Source organism: Frankia alni ACN14a (assembly GCF_000058485.1).
GTDB lineage: Bacteria > Actinomycetota > Actinomycetes > Frankiales > Frankiaceae > Frankia > Frankia alni.
This window is the reverse complement of the sequence record NC_008278.1, coordinates 7,356,591-7,373,752: the sequence shown is the minus strand read 5'-3', so window position 1 is coordinate 7,373,752 and position 17,162 is coordinate 7,356,591. Positions and strand designations below refer to the sequence as shown.

The window sequence follows — 17,162 nt, the reverse complement described above, 5'->3', positions numbered from 1 at the left end:
GGCCGAGGCCGAGGCCGGGACGGACGTCGGCGGCGGAACCGACCCCGGCGGGCTCGACGCCCGCCGGCCGGCTGCCGCCGCCGCGCGCCTCAGCGGGGCCGGCTGGGCTCGCCGAACGTCGTGTCCACGCCCGGCATCTCCTCGAGGCTGTTCGTCGAGGTCGACAGGCGGTCGTCGAAGGCGTCGCGGCCGCTCGCCCGGTCGGTGGCCGCGGCGGAACCGGTCGTGCTGCCGATCGGCGCCGGCTCCGCGGTGATCGTCGGGCTGTCCTGCTGGGCCAGGTAGCGGCGCACCGCGACGGTGCCCGCCGCGCCGGCGCCGGCGAGGGCGAGCGTCAGCAGGCCGCGGCGGCGCCGACGGTGGACCCTGGCGAGCTTGCCCTCGGCCTTGGCCAGCCGCTTCTCCAGGATCTCCTGGGCCTTGTCGGCCTGGATGCGGGCCTTGGCCTCGTTGGCCACGGCCTTACGCGAACGCTGCCGCTCCGAGCGCAGCTCGGCGGCGGCGCGCGCCCGCTCGGCGGACAGCTCGGCCTGGGACCGGGCCTTCTCGATCCGCCGGCCGGCCCGCCCGGAGACGGCGACGGCCTTGCTCGCAGCCTTGCCCGCGACGCGCGGGACGGCCGTTCCGCCGCGGGTCGCGGAGCCGGAGACGTCGGAGATCCGGTGCGCCACGGTCACGCCGGCGTCCCGGGTGGCCGACGCGGCGGTGCCGGCGGTTTCCCCGGCGATGCTCGCCGCGCGATGGGCGACCGTGCCGGCCCGGTCGGCGGCGTGCTTCGCCGCGTCGGAGAGCCCGCTGACCGGCGCGGTGTCGGTGACGTGCGAAATACGGTCCTTGATGGTGGTGCTCATGGCGTCCTTCCCTGGAGCCGAGATCGTGGCGGGGGGTCGCGGGCGGTCAAGATCTGTGCAGTGTGCCGTACCCCGTTGGCCGCCCTCTCCAACGCGCCGGGCCCCCGCAGGCGTGTCACGCCGACCTGGCGTGACATGCCTGGGCTGTGCACCGGGGGTGTGCACGGGGCACCGGCGGCGTGCACCCGGGTCCGTCACGCGGTGCATGCCGATGCGGGCGGTGCGGAACGCCGGCTGCGCCCGGCGCATACGATCGGGTCCGGCTCGGGCGCCGTCTGACCGGACATCGACCCAGACCTGAAGAGAAGAGAGGCTCATGGCCGAGGAGCTGTACGCGACGCTGCGGACGACTCAGGGGGATATCGAGATCCGTCTGTTCCCCGATCACGCTCCCAAGACCGTCCGCAACTTCGTCGGGCTGGCGACCGGGACGCAGGAGTGGACGGACCCGGCGAGCGGCGCCAAGAAGACCGGAACCCCGCTGTACAGCGGCACGATCTTCCACCGGGTCATCCCGAACTTCATGATCCAGGGCGGGGACCCGCTGGGCTCCGGCCGCGGCGGCCCGGGTTACCAGTTCGCCGACGAGTTCCACCCCGACCTGACGTTCAACAAGCCCTACCTGCTCGCGATGGCGAACGCCGGGCCGGGCACGAACGGCTCGCAGTTCTTCGTCACCGTCGCGCCCACCGACTGGCTCAACCGCAAGCACACGATCTTCGGTGAGGTCACCCGGGGCACCGACGTCGTCGACGCGATCGCCAAGGCGCCGACCGCCGCGCAGGACCGCCCGAAGACCGACATCGTGATCCAGGAGATCGTCATCGACCGTCGGCCGGCCTGACCGGTTCGGCCGGCCGGACCCGACCCCGCGGGAGTACGACCATGAGACCACCGGACGTGCCGCCGGCCGGCCGGTCGTGCCCGGCGCGGCGGGTGCGACCCGGCCGCGCTCACGGGGTCGGCCGATGACCCAGCCGCCGCCGGAGCCGGGCGGACCCGCGGGCGACGCGGGCTCCGGCCCGGCCGGGGCGGGCTGGCGGCCCACCGTCGGCCCGCCGGCCGGCCACCCCGGCTGGACCCCGCAACCCGGCTCGCCTGCGCCGTCGATTCCGCACTGCTACCGCCATCCGGAGCGGGAGACCTACGTCTCCTGCCAGCGCTGCGGCCGGCCGATCTGCCCGGACTGCATGCGGCCGGCGGCGGTCGGGTTCCACTGCCCGGAGGAGGGCCGCCCGGCGGGCGGGCGGATCGCCCCGCCCGAGCGCGAGCCGCGCACGACCCTCGGTGGCCGGGCGCAGCTCGCCCGGCAGGGGCTGGTCACCCAGATCCTCATCGGGCTGTGCGTGGTCGCGTACATCCTCCAGGGGGCGCCGGGGCTCGCCGGCGGCGACAACAGCAACCGGTTCACCGACGACTTCGCGATGATCGGTTTCCGGATCGCGGCGGACGACCAGTACTACCGGCTGCTCACCGCGGCCTTCCTGCACGCCGGCGTGCTGCACATCCTGTTCAACATGTACGCGCTGTACCTGCTGGGCTTCCAGCTCGAGGCGATCCTCGGCCGGGCCCGCTACCTGGGCCTGTTCGTGGCCGGCGCGGTCGGTGGGAACACGCTGAGCTACCTGCTCGGCGGCCTGTCCACGGCCTCGGTCGGCGCGTCCACCGCGATCTTCGCCTTCTTCGCCGCCTACTACGTCATCGCCCGCCGGCTGCGGGTCGATTCGCGGCAGATCCTCGTCGTGTTGGGGATCAACCTGCTCATCACCTTCTCGTTCAGCAACATCGACAAGTGGGGCCATCTCGGCGGTCTCGCCGCCGGCGTGATCGTCGGCCTGATCTACGCCTACGTGCCCCCGCGGCGGGCGTGGGCGCAGGCGGGCGGCGTCGTCGGCCTGATCGCGCTGCTGTTCGTCGCGGCGGCCGTCAAGTCCTCGACGCTGGTGTAGCCCGCCGGTCGCCGCGGTGGCCCCGGCCGTGCCGGTCAGCCCAGCCGGAGCCGGATCTCCTCGACGCGCTCGGCCACGGGGCCTGGATCGGTGCCGAGCTGGCGGCGGGTGAGCAGGATCGGGCCGTCGATCGTCTCCACCTCGAGGGTGCGCAGATGCACCGCGCGCCGATTGTGGGTGAGGGTGCCGGCGCGCACCCGGAGTACGGCCGCCCACGGCAGGTGCCGGCGGCGCAGCCCGTCGACGAGGTCGAGTCCGGCGGGGGAGACCCGCAGGGTCGGCCGGGCGAGCAGGTCGCGCACTGCCAGCACCCACAGGCCGGCGGCGAGCACCCCGACGAGCAGCCGGCCGGCGGCGTCGAGCGAGCCGACCCGCTGCGCCAGCGGACCGACGGCGGCCACCAGCGCCGCCGCCGTGCCGCCGAGGGCATAGAGCCCGACCCGCCACAGCGGCGGCGACCAGGCGGCGGACGTCGGCGGACGGTCGGCGCCGGGCGGTTCCCCGGACCCGGTGGGCTGCGTGGTCACGCCACCACGCAACCACATTGCCGAGTTGCCGGGCGGCCGAGGTGCTTGCACCATGCTGGGTAGCGGCTACTATTCGCTATCTCATCAACACTCATTGTATTGATCTCGGTGGGGTGGCGATGGCGTGAGAGATGCCGTGGCAGGTCGTGATCAGGGGGTACGGGTGGCACATTCACCGGTGCGACGCAGCGGGGGCAGTCCGTTCCCGCCGATCGCCGAGTATGGTTTCCTGTCCGACTGCGAGACGACGTGCCTGGTGGCGCCCAGCGGCAACGTCGAGTGGATGTGCGTGCCCCGGCCGGACGCACCCAGCGTCTTCGGCTCGGTGCTGGACCGCTCGGCGGGCGGCTTCCGGTTCGGGCCCGACCGCACGCAGATCCCGGCCGGGCGCCGCTACCTGCCCGGGACGAACATCCTGGAGACGACCTGGCAGACGCCGAACGGCTGGCTGATCGTCACCGACTGCCTGGTCGTCGGCCGCTGGCACCGCACCCACGAGCGTTCCAACACCCACCGGCGGACCCCCAGCGACTGGGACGCCGACCACGTGCTGCTGCGCCTCGCCCGCTGCGAGCACGGCTCGGTCGACCTCAGCCTCGTCTGCGAACCGAACTTCGACTACGGCCGCCAGGCGGAGTCCTGGGAGTACGAGGAGGACGACTACTCCTCGGGAGTGATCGCCAACGCGGGCAGCAACATCACGCTGCGGCTGCGCACGGACCTCCGGCTGGGCTTCGACGGCCGGCGTGCCCTGGCCCGCACGACCCTGCGGGAGGGCGACACGGCCTTCGTCGCGCTGACCTGGCGTCCCGAGGAACCGCTGCTGCCGGACACCTACCTGCAGGCCTGCGGCGCCGTGGACCGTACGACCGAGTTCTGGCGGCAGTGGCTCTCGCGCGGGATGTTCCCGGACCACCCCTGGCGGCGCCACCTGCAGCGCAGCGCCCTGGCACTGAAAGGACTCACCTACGCGCCGACGGGCGCCCTGCTGGCCGCGGCCACCACCTCGCTGCCCGAGACGCCACGCGGCGAGCGGAACTGGGACTACCGGTACAGCTGGCTGCGGGACTCCACCTTCGCCCTGTGGGGCCTCTACACGCTGGGTCTGGACTACGAGGCCAACGACTTCTTCTCGTTCATCGCCGACGTCGCGGAGCACGACGAGAACATCCAGGTGATGTACCGGGTCGGCGGGGAGCCGCGAATCGACGAGGAGATCCTCGGTCACCTGTCGGGCTACGAGGGGGCCTCGCCCGTCCGGGTCGGCAACGCCGCCGCGCTGCAACGCCAGCACGACGTGTGGGGCGTCGTGCTGGACTCGGTCTACCTGCACACCAAGTCGCGCGACTACCTTTCCGAGCGGCTGTGGCCGGTGCTGGTGCGCCTCGTCGAGGCCGCCGCCGCCCACTGGCAGGAACCCGACTGCGGGATGTGGGAGGTCCGCGGCGCGCTGCAGCACTTCACCGTGTCGAAGATGATGTGCTGGGTGGCGCTGGACCGGGGCCGCCGGCTGGCCCAGATGCGCGGTGACACGAAGACGGCCGCGCGGTGGAAGGCGATCGCCGAGGAGATTCACGCGGAGGTCTGCGACTCCGGCGTCGACCATCGCGGCGTGTTCACCCAGTACTACGGGTCGAAGGCGCTGGACGCCTCGCTGCTGCTGATTCCGTTGCTGGGCTTCCTGCCCGCGTCGGACGAACGCGTGAAGGCGACCGTGCTCGCGATCGCCGACGAGCTGACCGAGGACGGCCTGGTGCTGCGCTATCGCACCGAGGAGACCGACGACGGCGTCGCCGGGGACGAGGGCGCCTTCCTGATCTGCTCGTTCTGGCTGGTGTCGGCCCTGGTCGAGATCGGTGAGCTGACCCGGGCCCGCCAGCTCTGCGAGCGGCTGCTGAGCCTGGCCAGCCCGCTGGACCTCTACGCGGAGGAGATCGACCCGAACAGCGGACGCCACCTCGGGAACTTCCCGCAGGCGTTCACCCACCTGGCCCTGATCAACGCCGTGATGTACGTGATCCGGGCCGAGGACGCCGAGGCGTACGCCCGCCCGTCCCCGTCCACCTGAGCCTCGGCCGTATTCGCGGCGTCGGCGGCGGTTGTGGCACTAACGTGGGGGCGTGGCAAGCCTGGAGGTCAGGGACAAGCGGGTCGAGGTCGTCATGAGCGGGTTGGAGCGGCTCGGCGCGCTACGCGGCGACGTCTCGGTATCCCTCGACGAGATCCTCGACGTCCGTCCGGCGCCGGAACCGTTCGCCGAGCTCTGCGGATGGCGGCTGCCGGGGACCGGGATCCCGCGCGTGATCGCGCTCGGCACGTGGCGCTCCCGCGACGGCAAGGCCTTCGCGGCCGTCTACCGGGGGCGGCCGGCGGTCGTCGTCGAGGTCCGCCCGGGCGGGGAGTTCCGGCGGCTGATCATCGGTGCCGACGACGCCGAGAGCACCGTGTCCCGGCTGCGCGCCGCGGTCCTCGCCCGCTGACACAACCGACGCCCTACTCAATCCCGAGTATCGCCTCGGCTTCCACCTCGACGACCCAACGCTCGTCGAGCAGGCCGGCGACCACGACCATGGTGGCGGCCGGACGGATCGTCGCGAACAGCTCCCGGTGGACCGCCCCGACCGCTGCGGCGTGCTGCGTGCCGGTGAGGAACATGCGGGTGCGGGTGACGTCGCGCAGGCTCGCCCCGGCCTGTTCCAGCGCGGCGCCGATGAGCTCGAAGCAGCGCCGGGCCTGCGCCTGCGCGTCCGCGGCCACCGATCCGTCCGGCCAGACCGGGCCCGTACCACTCACGAACACCCGGTCACCGACCCGGACAGCCCGGGAGAATCCGATGGTCGCCTCGAACGGGGATGTTCCGGCGATGAGCTGACGATCGGTATTCATGTGGTCGCTATCCGTCAATGGCGCGCGGGGGTTGATATCCACACTTGTGGACAACGGTTGTGGATAAATGACACCGCTGGAAGTCCGCCCGAGTGCGTGCCGGGCGCCGGCCGGAACGACTGCCGGCCAGGCGGATACCCGGCTAACGCCACTGGGTCGACACGGCGAGGCCGACGACGACAAAGCCGAACCCGATGAGGATGTTCCAGCCGCCCAACCCCTCCATTCCCAGCACGCCGCCGTTGGAGAAGTAGTAGACGAGCAGGTAGGCGATCCCGATGAGGAAGAAGGCCAGGATGAGCCCGCCGAACCAGGGCGGGGACGGGGGCCTGCTGCGGCGGGTCTGGCTGGCGTTGACGCTCGGCGTCGGCTTCTTCGGCTTGCGACGTCGTGACTCGGGCACTGCGGGACTCCTCGGCTGGCCGTGCGTGGACGAGCGGCGACCGCCGCCGCCCTTCCGGTTCGGCGGGTAGCGGTCCCGCACTGGGCAACAGGTTAGACGGCGGGCAACACATTGGACGGCGGGCAGCGGGTAAAGCGCGGGCAGCGGCTGGTGACCGGGGTCAGGCGATCGTCGCGACGTGGCATCGCGGGTGTCGCCGGCCGCGTAGCCTGCGGCGAGAGGCGATACCTCCGACGCGGCGGACGGATCGCCCGGCCGGGTCCGTGGTGGCGTGTCCGCGCGCCGCCGACCGGTGATCCGCCGACAGGGGGAGGGGCGTCGGATGGCGAGCGCGGGCCGGCTGATCCGCGCGGCTCGGCTGGCTGGCTGGAATCGGACTGCCGGCGGCTGGGCGGGTGGCCGGCGAGCTCGGCGGCTGGTGGCGATCGGGCTGGTGTGCTGCCTCGGCCTGCTGGCCGGGGTCGCCGCCGCCAGCGCCGGACCGTTCGCCGATCCTGACGGCGTGCGCGACTCCCCGGCCAGCACCGCCCTGGGTCCCGGCGGCATCGCCGAGGTCGTGGGGGACGAGTCGGAGCGGGTCGCGGCGCGACGCGACGCGGTGGCCGAGGCGTCCCGCCGGCCCGCGGCGGCCGCCGCGACCGGCTCGGCCGCGACCGGGCCGGCGGCGGAGTCCGGCGGGTCGCCGAGAACCGGCGGGGGGCCGGTCACGGGCCTGGCGGCGGCCGCCGGGCTGGCGCCGGTGCACGGGCCGGCGCTGACCGTGGAGCTTGACGACGCGCCGCGGGAGAGCCGCCGCGGCCCGTATCCGGCGGGGATCCTCGCTCCGGGGCCGGACGATCTGGTCGTGCACCAACAGGACGTGCAGGCGGTCGTGAACGCGCTGTGGGCCGGCGGCGCCGAGGCGATGACGATCATGAATCGGCGGGTCACCGCCCTGACGGCCGTCCGGTGCGTGGGCAACACGCTGCTGCTGCATGGCGAGGTCTTCTCACCGCCGTTTCGGATCACCGCGATCGGCGGCCTGGCCGCTCTGCGCTCTGCGCTTCGCGACAGCCCGCAGATCGCGATCTACCAGCAGTACGTCGCCGCCTACCGGCTGGGCTACCGCGTCAGCGAGGTCGCGGACATGAGGATGCCCGCCTACGACGGGCCGTCGACCCTCGCCCGCCCGGGCAACGCGACGGGCCGGGCGGACTGAGCCGGAGACCGGCTCAGGCGAAGGCGGCTGCTCGCAGGGTCTCGACCTCGGCGGACAGCTCGGGTGCCAGCCGGCGCGCGGCGCCACCGTCGCCGCACTGGTCGAGCCAGCGCGCCAGGATCAGGTGACCGCCCTGGGTCAGCACCGACTCGGGGTGGAACTGCACGCCCTCGAGTGGCAGCTCGCGATGGCGCAGCGACATCACCACGCCGCTGTCGGTCCGGCCGGTCACCTCGATCTCGGCCGGTAGGGTGCCCTCCTCCACGGCCAGCGAGTGGTAACGGGTCGCGATGAACGGCGACGGCAGGTCCGCGAGGACGCCGACGCGGTCGTGGTGGACCTGGGAGGTCTTGCCGTGCAGCAGCTCCGGTGCGCGGTCGACCGTCGCCCCGAACGCGACGCCGATCGCCTGATGTCCCAGGCACACCCCCAGCAGGGGGGTGCCGCGCCGGGCGCACTCGCGCACCATCGGGATGCTCACCCCGGCCGCCTCGGGCGTGCCCGGCCCCGGGGACAGCAGCACGCCGTCGACACCGAGGTCGCCGAGCTCCGCCGGCGTGATCTCGTCGTTGCGGCGCACCACGCACTCGGTGTCGAGCTGGCCGAGGTACTGGACGAGGTTGAAGACGAACGAGTCGTAGTTGTCGACGACCAGGATGCGCATCAGCGCGCCACCTCCCTGCTTTTCGGTACTCGGACTCATCCGGTCCCGGTCCCGGTCCCGTTCTGCGGCGCTCCGGCACCTGCGCCGCCACCGCCACCGGCGCCGGGGCCCGCGCCGGTGCCGCTGCCACGGTTGGCGCCGACCGCACCGAGCAGGCCGGTGCGGCTCGGGGACGGGTTCGGCTGGGGCTGGGTGGCCGCGGGGCTCGGGCTGGCGGTGTCCGGCTGCTCGGTCGGCTGCTGGTCGCTCGGCGGGGTCTGGGTGGGGCTCGGCGGCGGGGTCGTCTGGACCTGGGCGGCGACCGAGAGCTGGACCGTCGACCCGCGGGGGACGTTGCCACCGGAGGGCTGCTGGTCGACGACGGTGCCGGGGGCCACGTTGTTGTTCGCCACCGACTGCTGGGCCGCCTTCAGGCCGAAGCGGCCGAGCTCGGCGACGGCGTTGTCCAAGGAGCGGTTGCGCACGTCGGGGACGTTGACGTTGTCGCTGACGACGTTCAGCAGGACGGTGCTGCCGGGCTTGACGGCGGAACCCACCTGCGGATCGGTGCTGTCGACCGTGCCGACCTTGTGGCTCGTCGCGTTCGCGTAGGGGACCGAGTTCGGCACCAGGCCGAGCCCGCGCAGCTCCGCCTCCGCGGTGGCCTGCGACTTGCCGACGAGGTCGGCCGGGATCGCGATGTCGCCGGCGGCCTTGCCGATCGACAGGGTGACCACCGCGTCGACGTCGACCTGCTTGCCCCCGTCCGGGTCCACCTTGGTGACCCGGCCCGCCATGTCCGGCGCGTCCACCGAGACGATCGTCGGCTTCCCGGTGTAGCCGGCGCTCTGGAGGCGGGCACGGGCGTACTGCTCGGACTGGCCGACGAGGTCCTTGGGCATGGTGAACGACTTGGCCGTGTGGTCGCCGCCGCCACCGCCGAGGAAGGTGGTCGCGAGCAGGACCACCGCGACGAACACGACGACGATGCTCAGGCCGGCGAGGACGTACTTCAACGTCTGCGACCGCTGCTGGTCCGGCACCGCCCGGCGGTCGATGGCGCCGGTGAGGTCGTAGCGGTCGAACGGACCGGTGCCGAAGCGGCCGTCGTCGTAGGCGTCGTCGCGGTAGGAGGTCGCGTCGTCGTCGAACCGGTCGTCGGGGTAGCGGTCCCGGGTCGGGTAGCCCGCCCGGTCGCCCCGGCCGAGCAGCGCGGTACCGGCGGTGGCGGCGGGGCCGAGGGTGGTGGCGGCACCGCTGGCGCCACCACCTCCCATCATCGCCTGCACCCGGCGTCCCGCCAACGCCCGTTCCAGATCGTCGCGCATCTCACCCGCGGTGAGGTAGCGGTCGTCCGGGTCCTTCTCCATCGCCTTCAGCACGATCGCGTCGGCCTCGGGGGAGATGTCGCGGTCGTGCGCGGACGGCGGGTCCGGATCCTCGCGGACGTGCTGGTAGGCGACTGCCACCGGGTTGTCCCCGCGGAACGGCGGGGAGCCGGTGAGCAGCTCGTAGAGCAGCACCCCGGTGGTGTAGACGTCGCTGCGGGCGTCGACGCGGGCCCCGCGGGCCTGCTCGGGGGACAGGTACTGGGCGGTGCCGATCACGGCCGCCGTCGCCGTCATCGTCGAGGACGTCGCGGTGGTGGCGCGGGCGATGCCGAAGTCCATCACCTTGACCGAGCCGTCCGGGCTCAGCATCACGTTCGCCGGCTTGATGTCCCGGTGGATGATCCCCATCCGGTGGCTGTAGTCCAGCGCGGCGCAGACGTCGGAGGTGATCTCCATGGCGCGGCGCTCGGTGAACCGGCCCTCGGCCTGCAGCGCGTCGCGCAGCGTCCGGCCCTCGATGAACTCCATGACGATGTACGGGATGTGGGTCCCGTTGATGACGTCCTCGCCGGTGTCGTACACCGAGACGATCGCCGGATGGTTCAGCGCGGCCGAGGACTGCGCCTCCCGCCGGAACCGGGCGAGGAACGTGGGGTCGCGGGCGAGGTCCGGACGCAGCGTCTTGATCGCGACCTCACGCCCGAGCCGGATGTCGCGTCCGCGGAAGACCTCGGCCATCCCGCCGTAGCCGATGCCCGCGCCCAGCTCGTAGCGGCCACCGATGAGCTGCGGCGCCGCGTCGGGTGTGTACATCTCCGTCGCGTCGGTCACGAATACTCCCCTGCCGTCGCCCCTCCCGCGTCGGAGAGCGCCGACCCGGCGTTGCCGCTGACGATTTCATCACCGAATGCGTTCGCGTACACCACTCCTGGTGGAGTGGCCGCCGAGTTCGATTCGGAGCCCTTGCTGGAGAACAGCTTGTTGGTCACGAAGGCGGTGATGGCGACCGTCAGGACCAGCAGGATGATCAGGACCGGTAGCGGCATCGGCCGTCGGGCCGCCGGGCCGGATCGGCGCCGGGCCGCCCGGCCCGGCCGAGCCGGGTCCGGTTCGGCCGGGCCTGGCGGGCCGCCCGGTGGCCGGGACCACGACGGGGGACCCGGTCGGTAGAGGGTGCCCGGGTCTCGGCTGTCGCGGCGGTCGCCGCGGTCGCCCGCCCGGTCGCCGCGGTCGCCCGCCCGGTAGCCCTGCTCGCCGTACGCCGTCTCGGCGCCGTAGCCGCCCTGCTCGCCGCGATGGTCGCCATAGCCCGTGTCGGGACCGAACGACGGGCTGTGCATCGCCGTCGCGGGCAGCTCGGCGGCGCCGTGCGGGGGGCCCGCCGGCCCGCCGGGCACCGCCTGGGTGTGGTCCGACCCGGCGCCGGCCCGGCCCGGCCCGCTGGTTCGCCCGCTGGTCGGCGGCGGGGGAGTGACCCAGGAGGGCGGCCGGTTACGGGAGGTGGGCCGGCGGCTGCCGGGCCCCGAGGGGGGCAGGCCGGTGCCCGGACCGGGGTGGCGCGCGGTCGCGTCCGGCGCGTCGCCCGGGCCCGGCCATCGACCGGTGTCCGGGCTCCACAGACTGCGCCGGATGCCCGCGGCGGAGCGGGCGAACGCGCCTGCGGAACTCGGCCGGCGGGCCGGGTCCTTGGCCATGGCCGACTCGACCAGGGCCCGCACCTGGTACGGGACGTCGGCGGGCAGCGGGGGCGGAGTGTCCTGCTGGTGGGCCATCACGACGACGATCGGGTTGCGGTCGTCGAAGGGCCGGCGACCCGCGAGACACTCGTAGGCGACGACGCCGAGCGAGTAGACGTCGCTGGCCGGCGTCACCGGCCGCCCCGACGCCTGCTCGGGGGAGACGTAGTACGCCGTGCCCATCATGATGCCGGTGGCGGTCAGCGGGGCGGCGTCCACCGCGCGGGCGATGCCGAAGTCGGTGACCTTGACGGCGCCGTCCGGGCGCAGCAGCAGGTTGCCGGGCTTGACGTCGCGGTGGACGACGCCGAGGGCGTGGGCGGCCTGCAGCGCGTCGGCGGCCTGGCCGAGGATGTCCAGCATCCGCTCGGGCGACAGCCGCTTCTCCCGGTGCAGCGCGGCCGACAGCGGCTCGCCCTCCACCAGCTCCATCACCAGGTAGGCGGTGGGGTAGTCGTCCGCGGTGGCGACCTCGCCGTAGTCGTAGACCGAGGCGACCCCGGGGTGCGACAGCCGGGCGGCGTGGCGGGCCTCGCCGCGGAAGCGCACCAGGAACGACTCGTCGCTGGCGTACTCCGGGCGCAGCAGCTTCACCGCGACGGGGCGACCGAGGGTCTGGTCGAGGCCCCGCCAGACCTCGCCCATGCCGCCCGCGGCGATCCGGCCGTCGAGCCGGTAGCGGTTGTCCAGGACGGTGTTCGGCGAGGCGGCGCCCGCGAACGGCTGCGACGGTGAGGTGGGGTTACCCGGCGAGTTGTTCATGGTCTGTCCAATGCGGCCTGCATGACCTGTTTCGCGACGGGGGCGGCGATGGCACCACCGGTGCTCAGCTCACCCCCGCCGTCCTCGACGATGACGGCGACCGCCACCTTGGGCGCGTCCGACGGGGCGAACCCGACGAACCAGGCGTGCGGCGGCTCGCCCGTGCCGTGTTCCGCGGTTCCGGTCTTCCCGGCGACGGAGACGTTGTCGATGCGCGCCTTGCGGCCCGTTCCCGACGTCACCACGCTCTCCATCATGGTCCTGAGTTCGTCGGCGACGTCGCTGCTCACCGGCTTGCCGAGTTCCTTGGGACCGGTCCGGCTGATCGTCTTCTCGTCCGGGCCACGCAGCTCGGAGACGAGGTAGGGCTTCATCTCGGTGCCACCGTTGGCGATCGCCGCGACCACCTCCGCCATCTGTAGGGGCGTGACCCGGACGTTGTACTGGCCGATCGCCGACTGCGCGGTCTGCGCACCGTCGAGCTTGGTCGGGAACACGCTGCGGGCCTGCTGCAGCGGGAAGTCGGGGAAGGTCGAGTTCAGGCCGAACGCCTCGGCCTGCCGGCGCAACGTCTCGGCGCCGAGATCGATGCCGAGCTGCGCGAAGGCGGTGTTACAGGAGATCGTCAGCGCATGGATGATCGTGTCGGTCTCACCGTCGCCGCACCGCTCGCCGTCGAAGTTCGGCAGCCGCACCGTGCTCAGCGGCAGTTGGAGCTCGTCGGGGGCCGACACGCGGGTGTCGGGACTGCGACCCGCTGACAGCGCCGCCGCGGCGGTGATGAGCTTGAACGTCGACCCCGGCGGATAGGTCTGCTGCGTCGCCCGGTTCAGCAGCGGCTGCGCCGGGTCGCCGGAGAGCACGCCGTAGGCGTTGGTCGCCGTCTTCTCGGTGTGGCTGGCCAGCGGGCTCGGGTCGTAGGACGGGCTGGTCACCATCGCCAGGATGGCACCGGTGGACGGGTCCAGCGCCACCACGGCGCCCTTGCGGTTGCCCAGCGCCTGCGCGGCGGCCTGCTGGACCGCGGGCACGATCGTGGTGACCACGGAGCCGCCGCGGCGCTGCTTGTTGGTGAGCAGGCCGGTCACCCGGCTGGCGAGCAGCCGGTCGTCGTCGCCGGAGAGGAACACGTCCTGGGAGCGCTCCAGCCCGGCCGCGGTGAACAGCGTGTAGTAGCCCGTGACGTCGGAGTAGAGCGAGCCGGCCGGGTACTGCCGCTGGAACCTGTACTGGTCGTTCGACGGGGTGGACCGCGCGATCTCCACGTCGCCGGCCAGGATCGCCCCGCGTTCGCGTTCGAGCCGTTCGGTGATCTGGCGGCCGTTGGTCGGCTGGGTCTTGAGGTCGCTCGCCTCGCCGACCTGCAGCCAGTTGGCGTTCACCAGCAGCGCGGCGAACAGGACCAGGCAGGCGACGGCGACCTTGCGCACCGGGCGGTTCATGTCGTCTTCACCACCTGGGTGGGGCTGTCGGCGACCGCGCCCGGATCGAACAGCGGGGCGTCCGACGCCGGCTCGGGCGCACGGCGCGCGCTGTCGCTGACCCGCAACAGCAACGCGATGATCGCGGCGTTCGCCACGATGGACGACCCACCATAGGAGACGAACGGCAGGGTGAGCCCGGTCAGTGGGATGAGTCGCATAACCCCGCCGACCTGCACGAACACCTGGAGCGCCAGGGTGAACGACAGCCCGGTCGCCAGCAGCTTGCCGAAGGCGTCCTTCGCGCCGAGGGCCGCACGCATACCGCGCAGCACGATCAGCGCGTACAGCGTGATGATCGCCATCACCCCGGTGAGCCCCAGCTCCTCGCCGAGGCTGGCCATGATGAAGTCGGTGTTGGCGAAGGGCACCTTCTGCGGGTGGCCCTCGCCGAGGCCGGTGCCGGTGAGCCCGCCGGCCGCGAACCCGTACAGGCCCTGGACGAGCTGGTAGGAGGTGCTCGACGGGTTGTCGCCGTCGAAGGCGTGCAGCCAGCCGTCGACGCGGACCTGGACGTGGCTGAACAAGCTGTGCGCGAGCACGGCGCCGATCATGAACAGCACGAACCCGATCAGGAACCACGACGCCCGCTCGGTGGCGACGTAGAGCACGACCATGAACATGCCGAAGAACAGCAGGGAGGAACCGAGGTCGTTCTGCACCACCAGGATGCCGAGGCTCGCCAGCCACGCCACCAGGACCGGGCCGAGATCGCGGGCGCGCGGCAGCTTCACCCCGAGCACGGACCGCGACGCCAGGGACAGCACGTCCCGCTTGTTCTCCAGATAGCCGGCGAAGAAGATCAGAATAATGATCTTCGAGACCTCGCTGGGCTGGAACGAGAACGGCCCGACCCGCAGCCAGAGCCGGGCGCCGTTGATGGAGGTGCCGATGCCCGGCACGATGGGCAGCAACAGGCCGACGATGCCGATCAGCCCGGCCGTGTAGGCGTAGCGGGAGAGGTTGCGGTGGTCGCGCACCAGCGCCAGCACCAGGACGAAGACCACGACCGCCAGCAGCGTCCAGACGAGCTGCACCTGCGCGGCGCTGGGCGGGATGTGGGTGCCGGCCTGCTTGGCCGCCTGGCTCTTGGCCAGGTCCAGCCGATAGATCATGACCAGGCCGAGGCCGTTGAGGGCGACGACGACCGGCAGCAGCACCGGATCGGCGGCCGGCGCGAACCGGCGGACCGCGAGGTGTGCGAGCGCCCACAGGCAGAAGAAGCCCAGGCCGATCGAGAAGATGCCGAGCGAGAGCTCGCCGATGTCGGCGAAGGTCAGCGCGGCCAGCGCGCTGGTCGCCAACACCCCGGCGAAGACCAGCAGGACGAGCTCGCGGCGGCGGTACGGCGGCAGGTCGGTGCCCTGGGGCAGCGGCAGGCCGGCGAACGTCGCGGTGAGGTCCGCCGACCTCGGCCTGCGCAGCGGAGGAAGGGGTATCGGCGGGCGGGTCATCGCTGGCCTGAGGTCACGGGGACGTGGTGGGTACGGGCGTGCTCGGGCAGCCTGGGACGGCGGCGCCGGCGGGGCTCGCGGACTGGCACGCCGCGGACATCAGACCGGCGGGGTCCAGCGACGGGGACTTGGGACGGTTGGTCGGGGACGGGCTGGGCGTCGCGGTGACCGGCTGCCGCGTGGGGGCCGGCGTGTGCAGCTGGGCGATGATCTGCTTCCCCTCGTCCCGGCTGTTGGCCGGGATGCCGTGGCGCACATCGTCCTGATCGGCCGGGGAGATCTCGGACAGCAGGCGGTCGCTGTGGGAGACCTTCGACGAGAGATGGACGCCGGCGATGCTGCCCTTCACCCCCTGGAACAGGGCCACCCGCCCGTTCTCGTCGACGCCGACGTAGTACTGGCCGCGCACGTAGGTCCACCCCGCCGCGGCCCCCGCGACGACGAGGACGAACACGACGGTGGAGACGAACAGGATCCGCCGACCCGAGCGGCGTCGGCCGTCCCCTTCTCCGTCCGCGTCGTCGCTCTCGCCGTCGCCGCGGTCGCTGGCCTGCTCCTGGCGGTCCCGGCGGTGGAAGCCCGACCGGCCGATCCGGGCCGCCTTGGCCGCCGCGGACTCGGTGTCCGGGTAGCGCGGGTCGGGCCCGCTGCGCGCGGACGCGGCCCCGGGCACCACCCGCTTCTCCGCCGCGGCACCGGCGACCAGCGGGTAGGGCCGGCTCTCGCCGTGGTCCTCGGAGATGTCGGCGACGACGACCGTGATGTTGTCCGGGCCGCCGCCCTTGAGCGCCAGGTCGACGAGCTGGTCCACCGCCTCCTGCGGGGTGGGCAGCAGCAGCGTCTCCAGGATCGTCTCCTCGCTGACCACCCCCGACAGGCCGTCGGTGCACAGCAGGTAGCGGTCCCCGTCCCGGGCCTGGCGCACCGACAGGTCGGGCTCGACCTCGCGGCCGTCCAGCGCCCGCATCAGCAGCGAGCGCTGAGGGTGCGTGTTCGCCTGCTCGGGAGTGATCCGGCCCTGGTCGACCAGGTCCTGCACCAGCGTGTGGTCGTGGGTGACCTGGCTGAGGATGCCCTCCCGCAGCAGGTAGGCCCGCGAGTCCCCGACATGCAGGACCCCGAGCATGTCGCCGGAGGAGAGCACCGCGGTCACCGTGGTGCCCATGCCGTCCAGGGCGCTGTTCTCCAGCGACATCTCGCGCAGCTGACGGTTGGCGTCGCGGACGGCCTCGTTCAGCTCCGTCACGAGGTCGTCGCTGTCGATGTCGTCGTCGAGGTCGGCCAGTCGGGAGATCACCATGGAGCTGGCGACCTCGCCCGCGGCGTGCCCCCCCATGCCGTCGGCCACCGCCAGCAGGCGCTGCCCGGCGTAGGCGGAGTCTTCGTTTCCTTCCCGTACGTGCCCGACATCGGAGCGGACGGCGAAGTGAAGCCTGAGGCTCACCGGTGGAGCTCCAGGACCGTCTTCCCGATCCTGACCGGCGCGCCGAGAGGTACCGGCATGGGACTGGTCACCTTCGAACGGTTGAGGAATGTGCCATTGGTCGAGCCCAGGTCCTCGACGAACCACTGTCCGTCGTGGGGCACGAGTCTCGCATGCCGCCCTGATGCGAAGTCATCCTCGAGGACCAGAGTCGAGTCCTGTGCCCGTCCGATGGTGACAGGTGACGATCCTAGGGGAATCGTTGTGCCTGCCAAGTGCCCCTTGGTCACCACGAGTTTGCTCGGAGACTGTGGCTTGCGTGCCGGTTGTGGCGGGGTCCGAGGGGGTGTGGGCCGCGCCATCGGCGGTGGCTCGCGCCGCTGTTGACGCTTCGTCGGGCCGAACATGTCCAGCCGGACGGCGCGCACGGCGACCAGGACGAATCCCCACAGCAGGGCGAGAAAACCGATCTTGACGATCAGCAGGACGAGTTCGCTGGGCTCGGTCGGATCCATCGG

16 protein-coding genes are annotated in these 17,162 nt (G+C 72.6%); 5 read left to right on the top strand and 11 right to left on the bottom strand.

All coding sequences use genetic code 11. The annotated features are described in order from the left end of the window. Window positions 1-89 precede the first annotated feature (89 nt). On the bottom strand, window positions 90-851 hold the full coding sequence (locus tag FRAAL_RS29550; RefSeq protein WP_011607803.1) for a hypothetical protein: 762 nt from the start codon (window positions 849-851) through the stop codon (window positions 90-92). Between the two features lie 316 nt (window positions 852-1,167). Here FRAAL_RS29550 and FRAAL_RS29545 point away from each other — a divergent pair, with 316 nt between their 5' ends. Continuing rightward, window positions 1,168-1,695, top strand: a complete 528-nt coding sequence (locus FRAAL_RS29545) for a peptidylprolyl isomerase (protein ID WP_011607801.1) — start codon at window positions 1,168-1,170, stop codon at window positions 1,693-1,695. A gap of 124 nt (window positions 1,696-1,819) precedes the next feature. Then, window positions 1,820-2,800, top strand: coding sequence for a rhomboid family intramembrane serine protease (locus FRAAL_RS29540; protein WP_157892257.1), 981 nt, complete (start codon window positions 1,820-1,822; stop codon window positions 2,798-2,800). Window positions 2,801-2,835: 35 nt separating this feature from the next. Here the strand turns inward: FRAAL_RS29540 and FRAAL_RS29535 are convergent, their stop codons facing one another. Next, the gene (locus FRAAL_RS29535; protein ID WP_011607799.1) at window positions 2,836-3,327 is read right to left on the bottom strand and encodes a PH domain-containing protein; all 492 of its coding nucleotides are present in this window, start codon (window positions 3,325-3,327) and stop codon (window positions 2,836-2,838) included. A 163-nt stretch (window positions 3,328-3,490) separates the two neighbouring features. Between FRAAL_RS29535 and FRAAL_RS29530 the strand changes: the two genes are divergently transcribed. Together FRAAL_RS29530 and FRAAL_RS29525 are read left to right on the top strand one after the other, a co-directional pair. Next, window positions 3,491-5,395 (top strand): glycoside hydrolase family 15 protein, encoded by a 1,905-nt coding sequence (locus FRAAL_RS29530; protein ID WP_041939975.1) that lies wholly within the window; start codon window positions 3,491-3,493, stop codon window positions 5,393-5,395. Window positions 5,396-5,447: 52 nt separating this feature from the next. After that, entirely contained in the window at window positions 5,448-5,807 is a 360-nt protein-coding gene (locus FRAAL_RS29525; protein WP_011607796.1) for a hypothetical protein, read from the top strand. A gap of 13 nt (window positions 5,808-5,820) precedes the next feature. Here the strand turns inward: FRAAL_RS29525 and FRAAL_RS29520 are convergent, their stop codons facing one another. Then, on the bottom strand, window positions 5,821-6,213 hold the full coding sequence (locus FRAAL_RS29520; protein ID WP_041939974.1) for a RidA family protein: 393 nt from the start codon (window positions 6,211-6,213) through the stop codon (window positions 5,821-5,823). Window positions 6,214-6,355: 142 nt separating this feature from the next. After that, window positions 6,356-6,616: a cell division protein CrgA gene (locus FRAAL_RS29515; RefSeq protein WP_041939973.1), complete on the bottom strand. Its 261-nt coding sequence runs from the start codon at window positions 6,614-6,616 to the stop codon at window positions 6,356-6,358. 322 nt (window positions 6,617-6,938) lie between these two features. On the opposite strand from FRAAL_RS29515, the gene FRAAL_RS29510 reads away from it, so the two are divergent. Beyond that, entirely contained in the window at window positions 6,939-7,814 is an 876-nt protein-coding gene (locus FRAAL_RS29510) for a DUF881 domain-containing protein (protein WP_083866962.1), read from the top strand. 13 nt (window positions 7,815-7,827) lie between these two features. Here FRAAL_RS29510 and FRAAL_RS29505 read toward each other — a convergent pair whose 3' ends face one another. Genes FRAAL_RS29505 through FRAAL_RS29475 form a run of 7 tightly spaced genes read right to left on the bottom strand, consistent with a single transcriptional unit; the run spans window position 7,828 to window position 17,159 of the window. Continuing rightward, window positions 7,828-8,478, bottom strand: coding sequence for an aminodeoxychorismate/anthranilate synthase component II (locus tag FRAAL_RS29505; protein ID WP_041939972.1), 651 nt, complete (start codon window positions 8,476-8,478; stop codon window positions 7,828-7,830). 35 nt (window positions 8,479-8,513) lie between these two features. After that, window positions 8,514-10,619 (bottom strand): Stk1 family PASTA domain-containing Ser/Thr kinase, encoded by a 2,106-nt coding sequence (gene pknB / locus FRAAL_RS29500; RefSeq protein ID WP_011607791.1) that lies wholly within the window; start codon window positions 10,617-10,619, stop codon window positions 8,514-8,516. Beyond that, window positions 10,616-12,286: a serine/threonine-protein kinase gene (locus FRAAL_RS29495; RefSeq protein WP_011607790.1), complete on the bottom strand. Its 1,671-nt coding sequence runs from the start codon at window positions 12,284-12,286 to the stop codon at window positions 10,616-10,618. Before FRAAL_RS29495 ends, pknB begins: the two co-directional genes overlap by 4 nt. Continuing rightward, window positions 12,283-13,728, bottom strand: a complete 1,446-nt coding sequence (locus FRAAL_RS29490; RefSeq protein ID WP_041939971.1) for a peptidoglycan D,D-transpeptidase FtsI family protein — start codon at window positions 13,726-13,728, stop codon at window positions 12,283-12,285. Before FRAAL_RS29490 ends, FRAAL_RS29495 begins: the two co-directional genes overlap by 4 nt. Further along, entirely contained in the window at window positions 13,725-15,221 is a 1,497-nt protein-coding gene (locus FRAAL_RS29485; RefSeq protein WP_011607788.1) for an FtsW/RodA/SpoVE family cell cycle protein, read from the bottom strand. The genes FRAAL_RS29490 and FRAAL_RS29485 overlap by 4 nt, the downstream gene beginning before the upstream one ends. 13 nt (window positions 15,222-15,234) lie before the next feature. Beyond that, the gene (locus FRAAL_RS29480; RefSeq protein ID WP_041939970.1) at window positions 15,235-16,665 is read right to left on the bottom strand and encodes a Stp1/IreP family PP2C-type Ser/Thr phosphatase; all 1,431 of its coding nucleotides are present in this window, start codon (window positions 16,663-16,665) and stop codon (window positions 15,235-15,237) included. After that, entirely contained in the window at window positions 16,662-17,159 is a 498-nt protein-coding gene (locus FRAAL_RS29475; RefSeq protein ID WP_011607786.1) for an FHA domain-containing protein FhaB/FipA, read from the bottom strand. The genes FRAAL_RS29480 and FRAAL_RS29475 overlap by 4 nt, the downstream gene beginning before the upstream one ends. Window positions 17,160-17,162 lie beyond the last annotated feature (3 nt).

What these genes read in the sequence shown, in the direction of transcription:
- FRAAL_RS29485 (WP_011607788.1), bottom strand. Translation starts at nt 15,221, where the DNA reads ATGACCCGCCCGCCGATACCCCTTCCTCCGCTGCGCAGGCCGAGGTCG.
- FRAAL_RS29545 (WP_011607801.1), top strand. Translation starts at nt 1,168, where the DNA reads ATGGCCGAGGAGCTGTACGCGACGCTGCGGACGACTCAGGGGGATATC.
- FRAAL_RS29475 (WP_011607786.1), bottom strand. Translation starts at nt 17,159, where the DNA reads ATGGATCCGACCGAGCCCAGCGAACTCGTCCTGCTGATCGTCAAGATC.
- FRAAL_RS29550 (WP_011607803.1), bottom strand. Translation starts at nt 851, where the DNA reads ATGAGCACCACCATCAAGGACCGTATTTCGCACGTCACCGACACCGCG.
- FRAAL_RS29505 (WP_041939972.1), bottom strand. Translation starts at nt 8,478, where the DNA reads ATGCGCATCCTGGTCGTCGACAACTACGACTCGTTCGTCTTCAACCTC.
- FRAAL_RS29540 (WP_157892257.1), top strand. Translation starts at nt 1,820, where the DNA reads ATGACCCAGCCGCCGCCGGAGCCGGGCGGACCCGCGGGCGACGCGGGC.
- FRAAL_RS29490 (WP_041939971.1), bottom strand. Translation starts at nt 13,728, where the DNA reads ATGAACCGCCCGGTGCGCAAGGTCGCCGTCGCCTGCCTGGTCCTGTTC.
- FRAAL_RS29495 (WP_011607790.1), bottom strand. Translation starts at nt 12,286, where the DNA reads ATGAACAACTCGCCGGGTAACCCCACCTCACCGTCGCAGCCGTTCGCG.
- FRAAL_RS29520 (WP_041939974.1), bottom strand. Translation starts at nt 6,213, where the DNA reads ATGAATACCGATCGTCAGCTCATCGCCGGAACATCCCCGTTCGAGGCG.
- FRAAL_RS29510 (WP_083866962.1), top strand. Translation starts at nt 6,939, where the DNA reads ATGGCGAGCGCGGGCCGGCTGATCCGCGCGGCTCGGCTGGCTGGCTGG.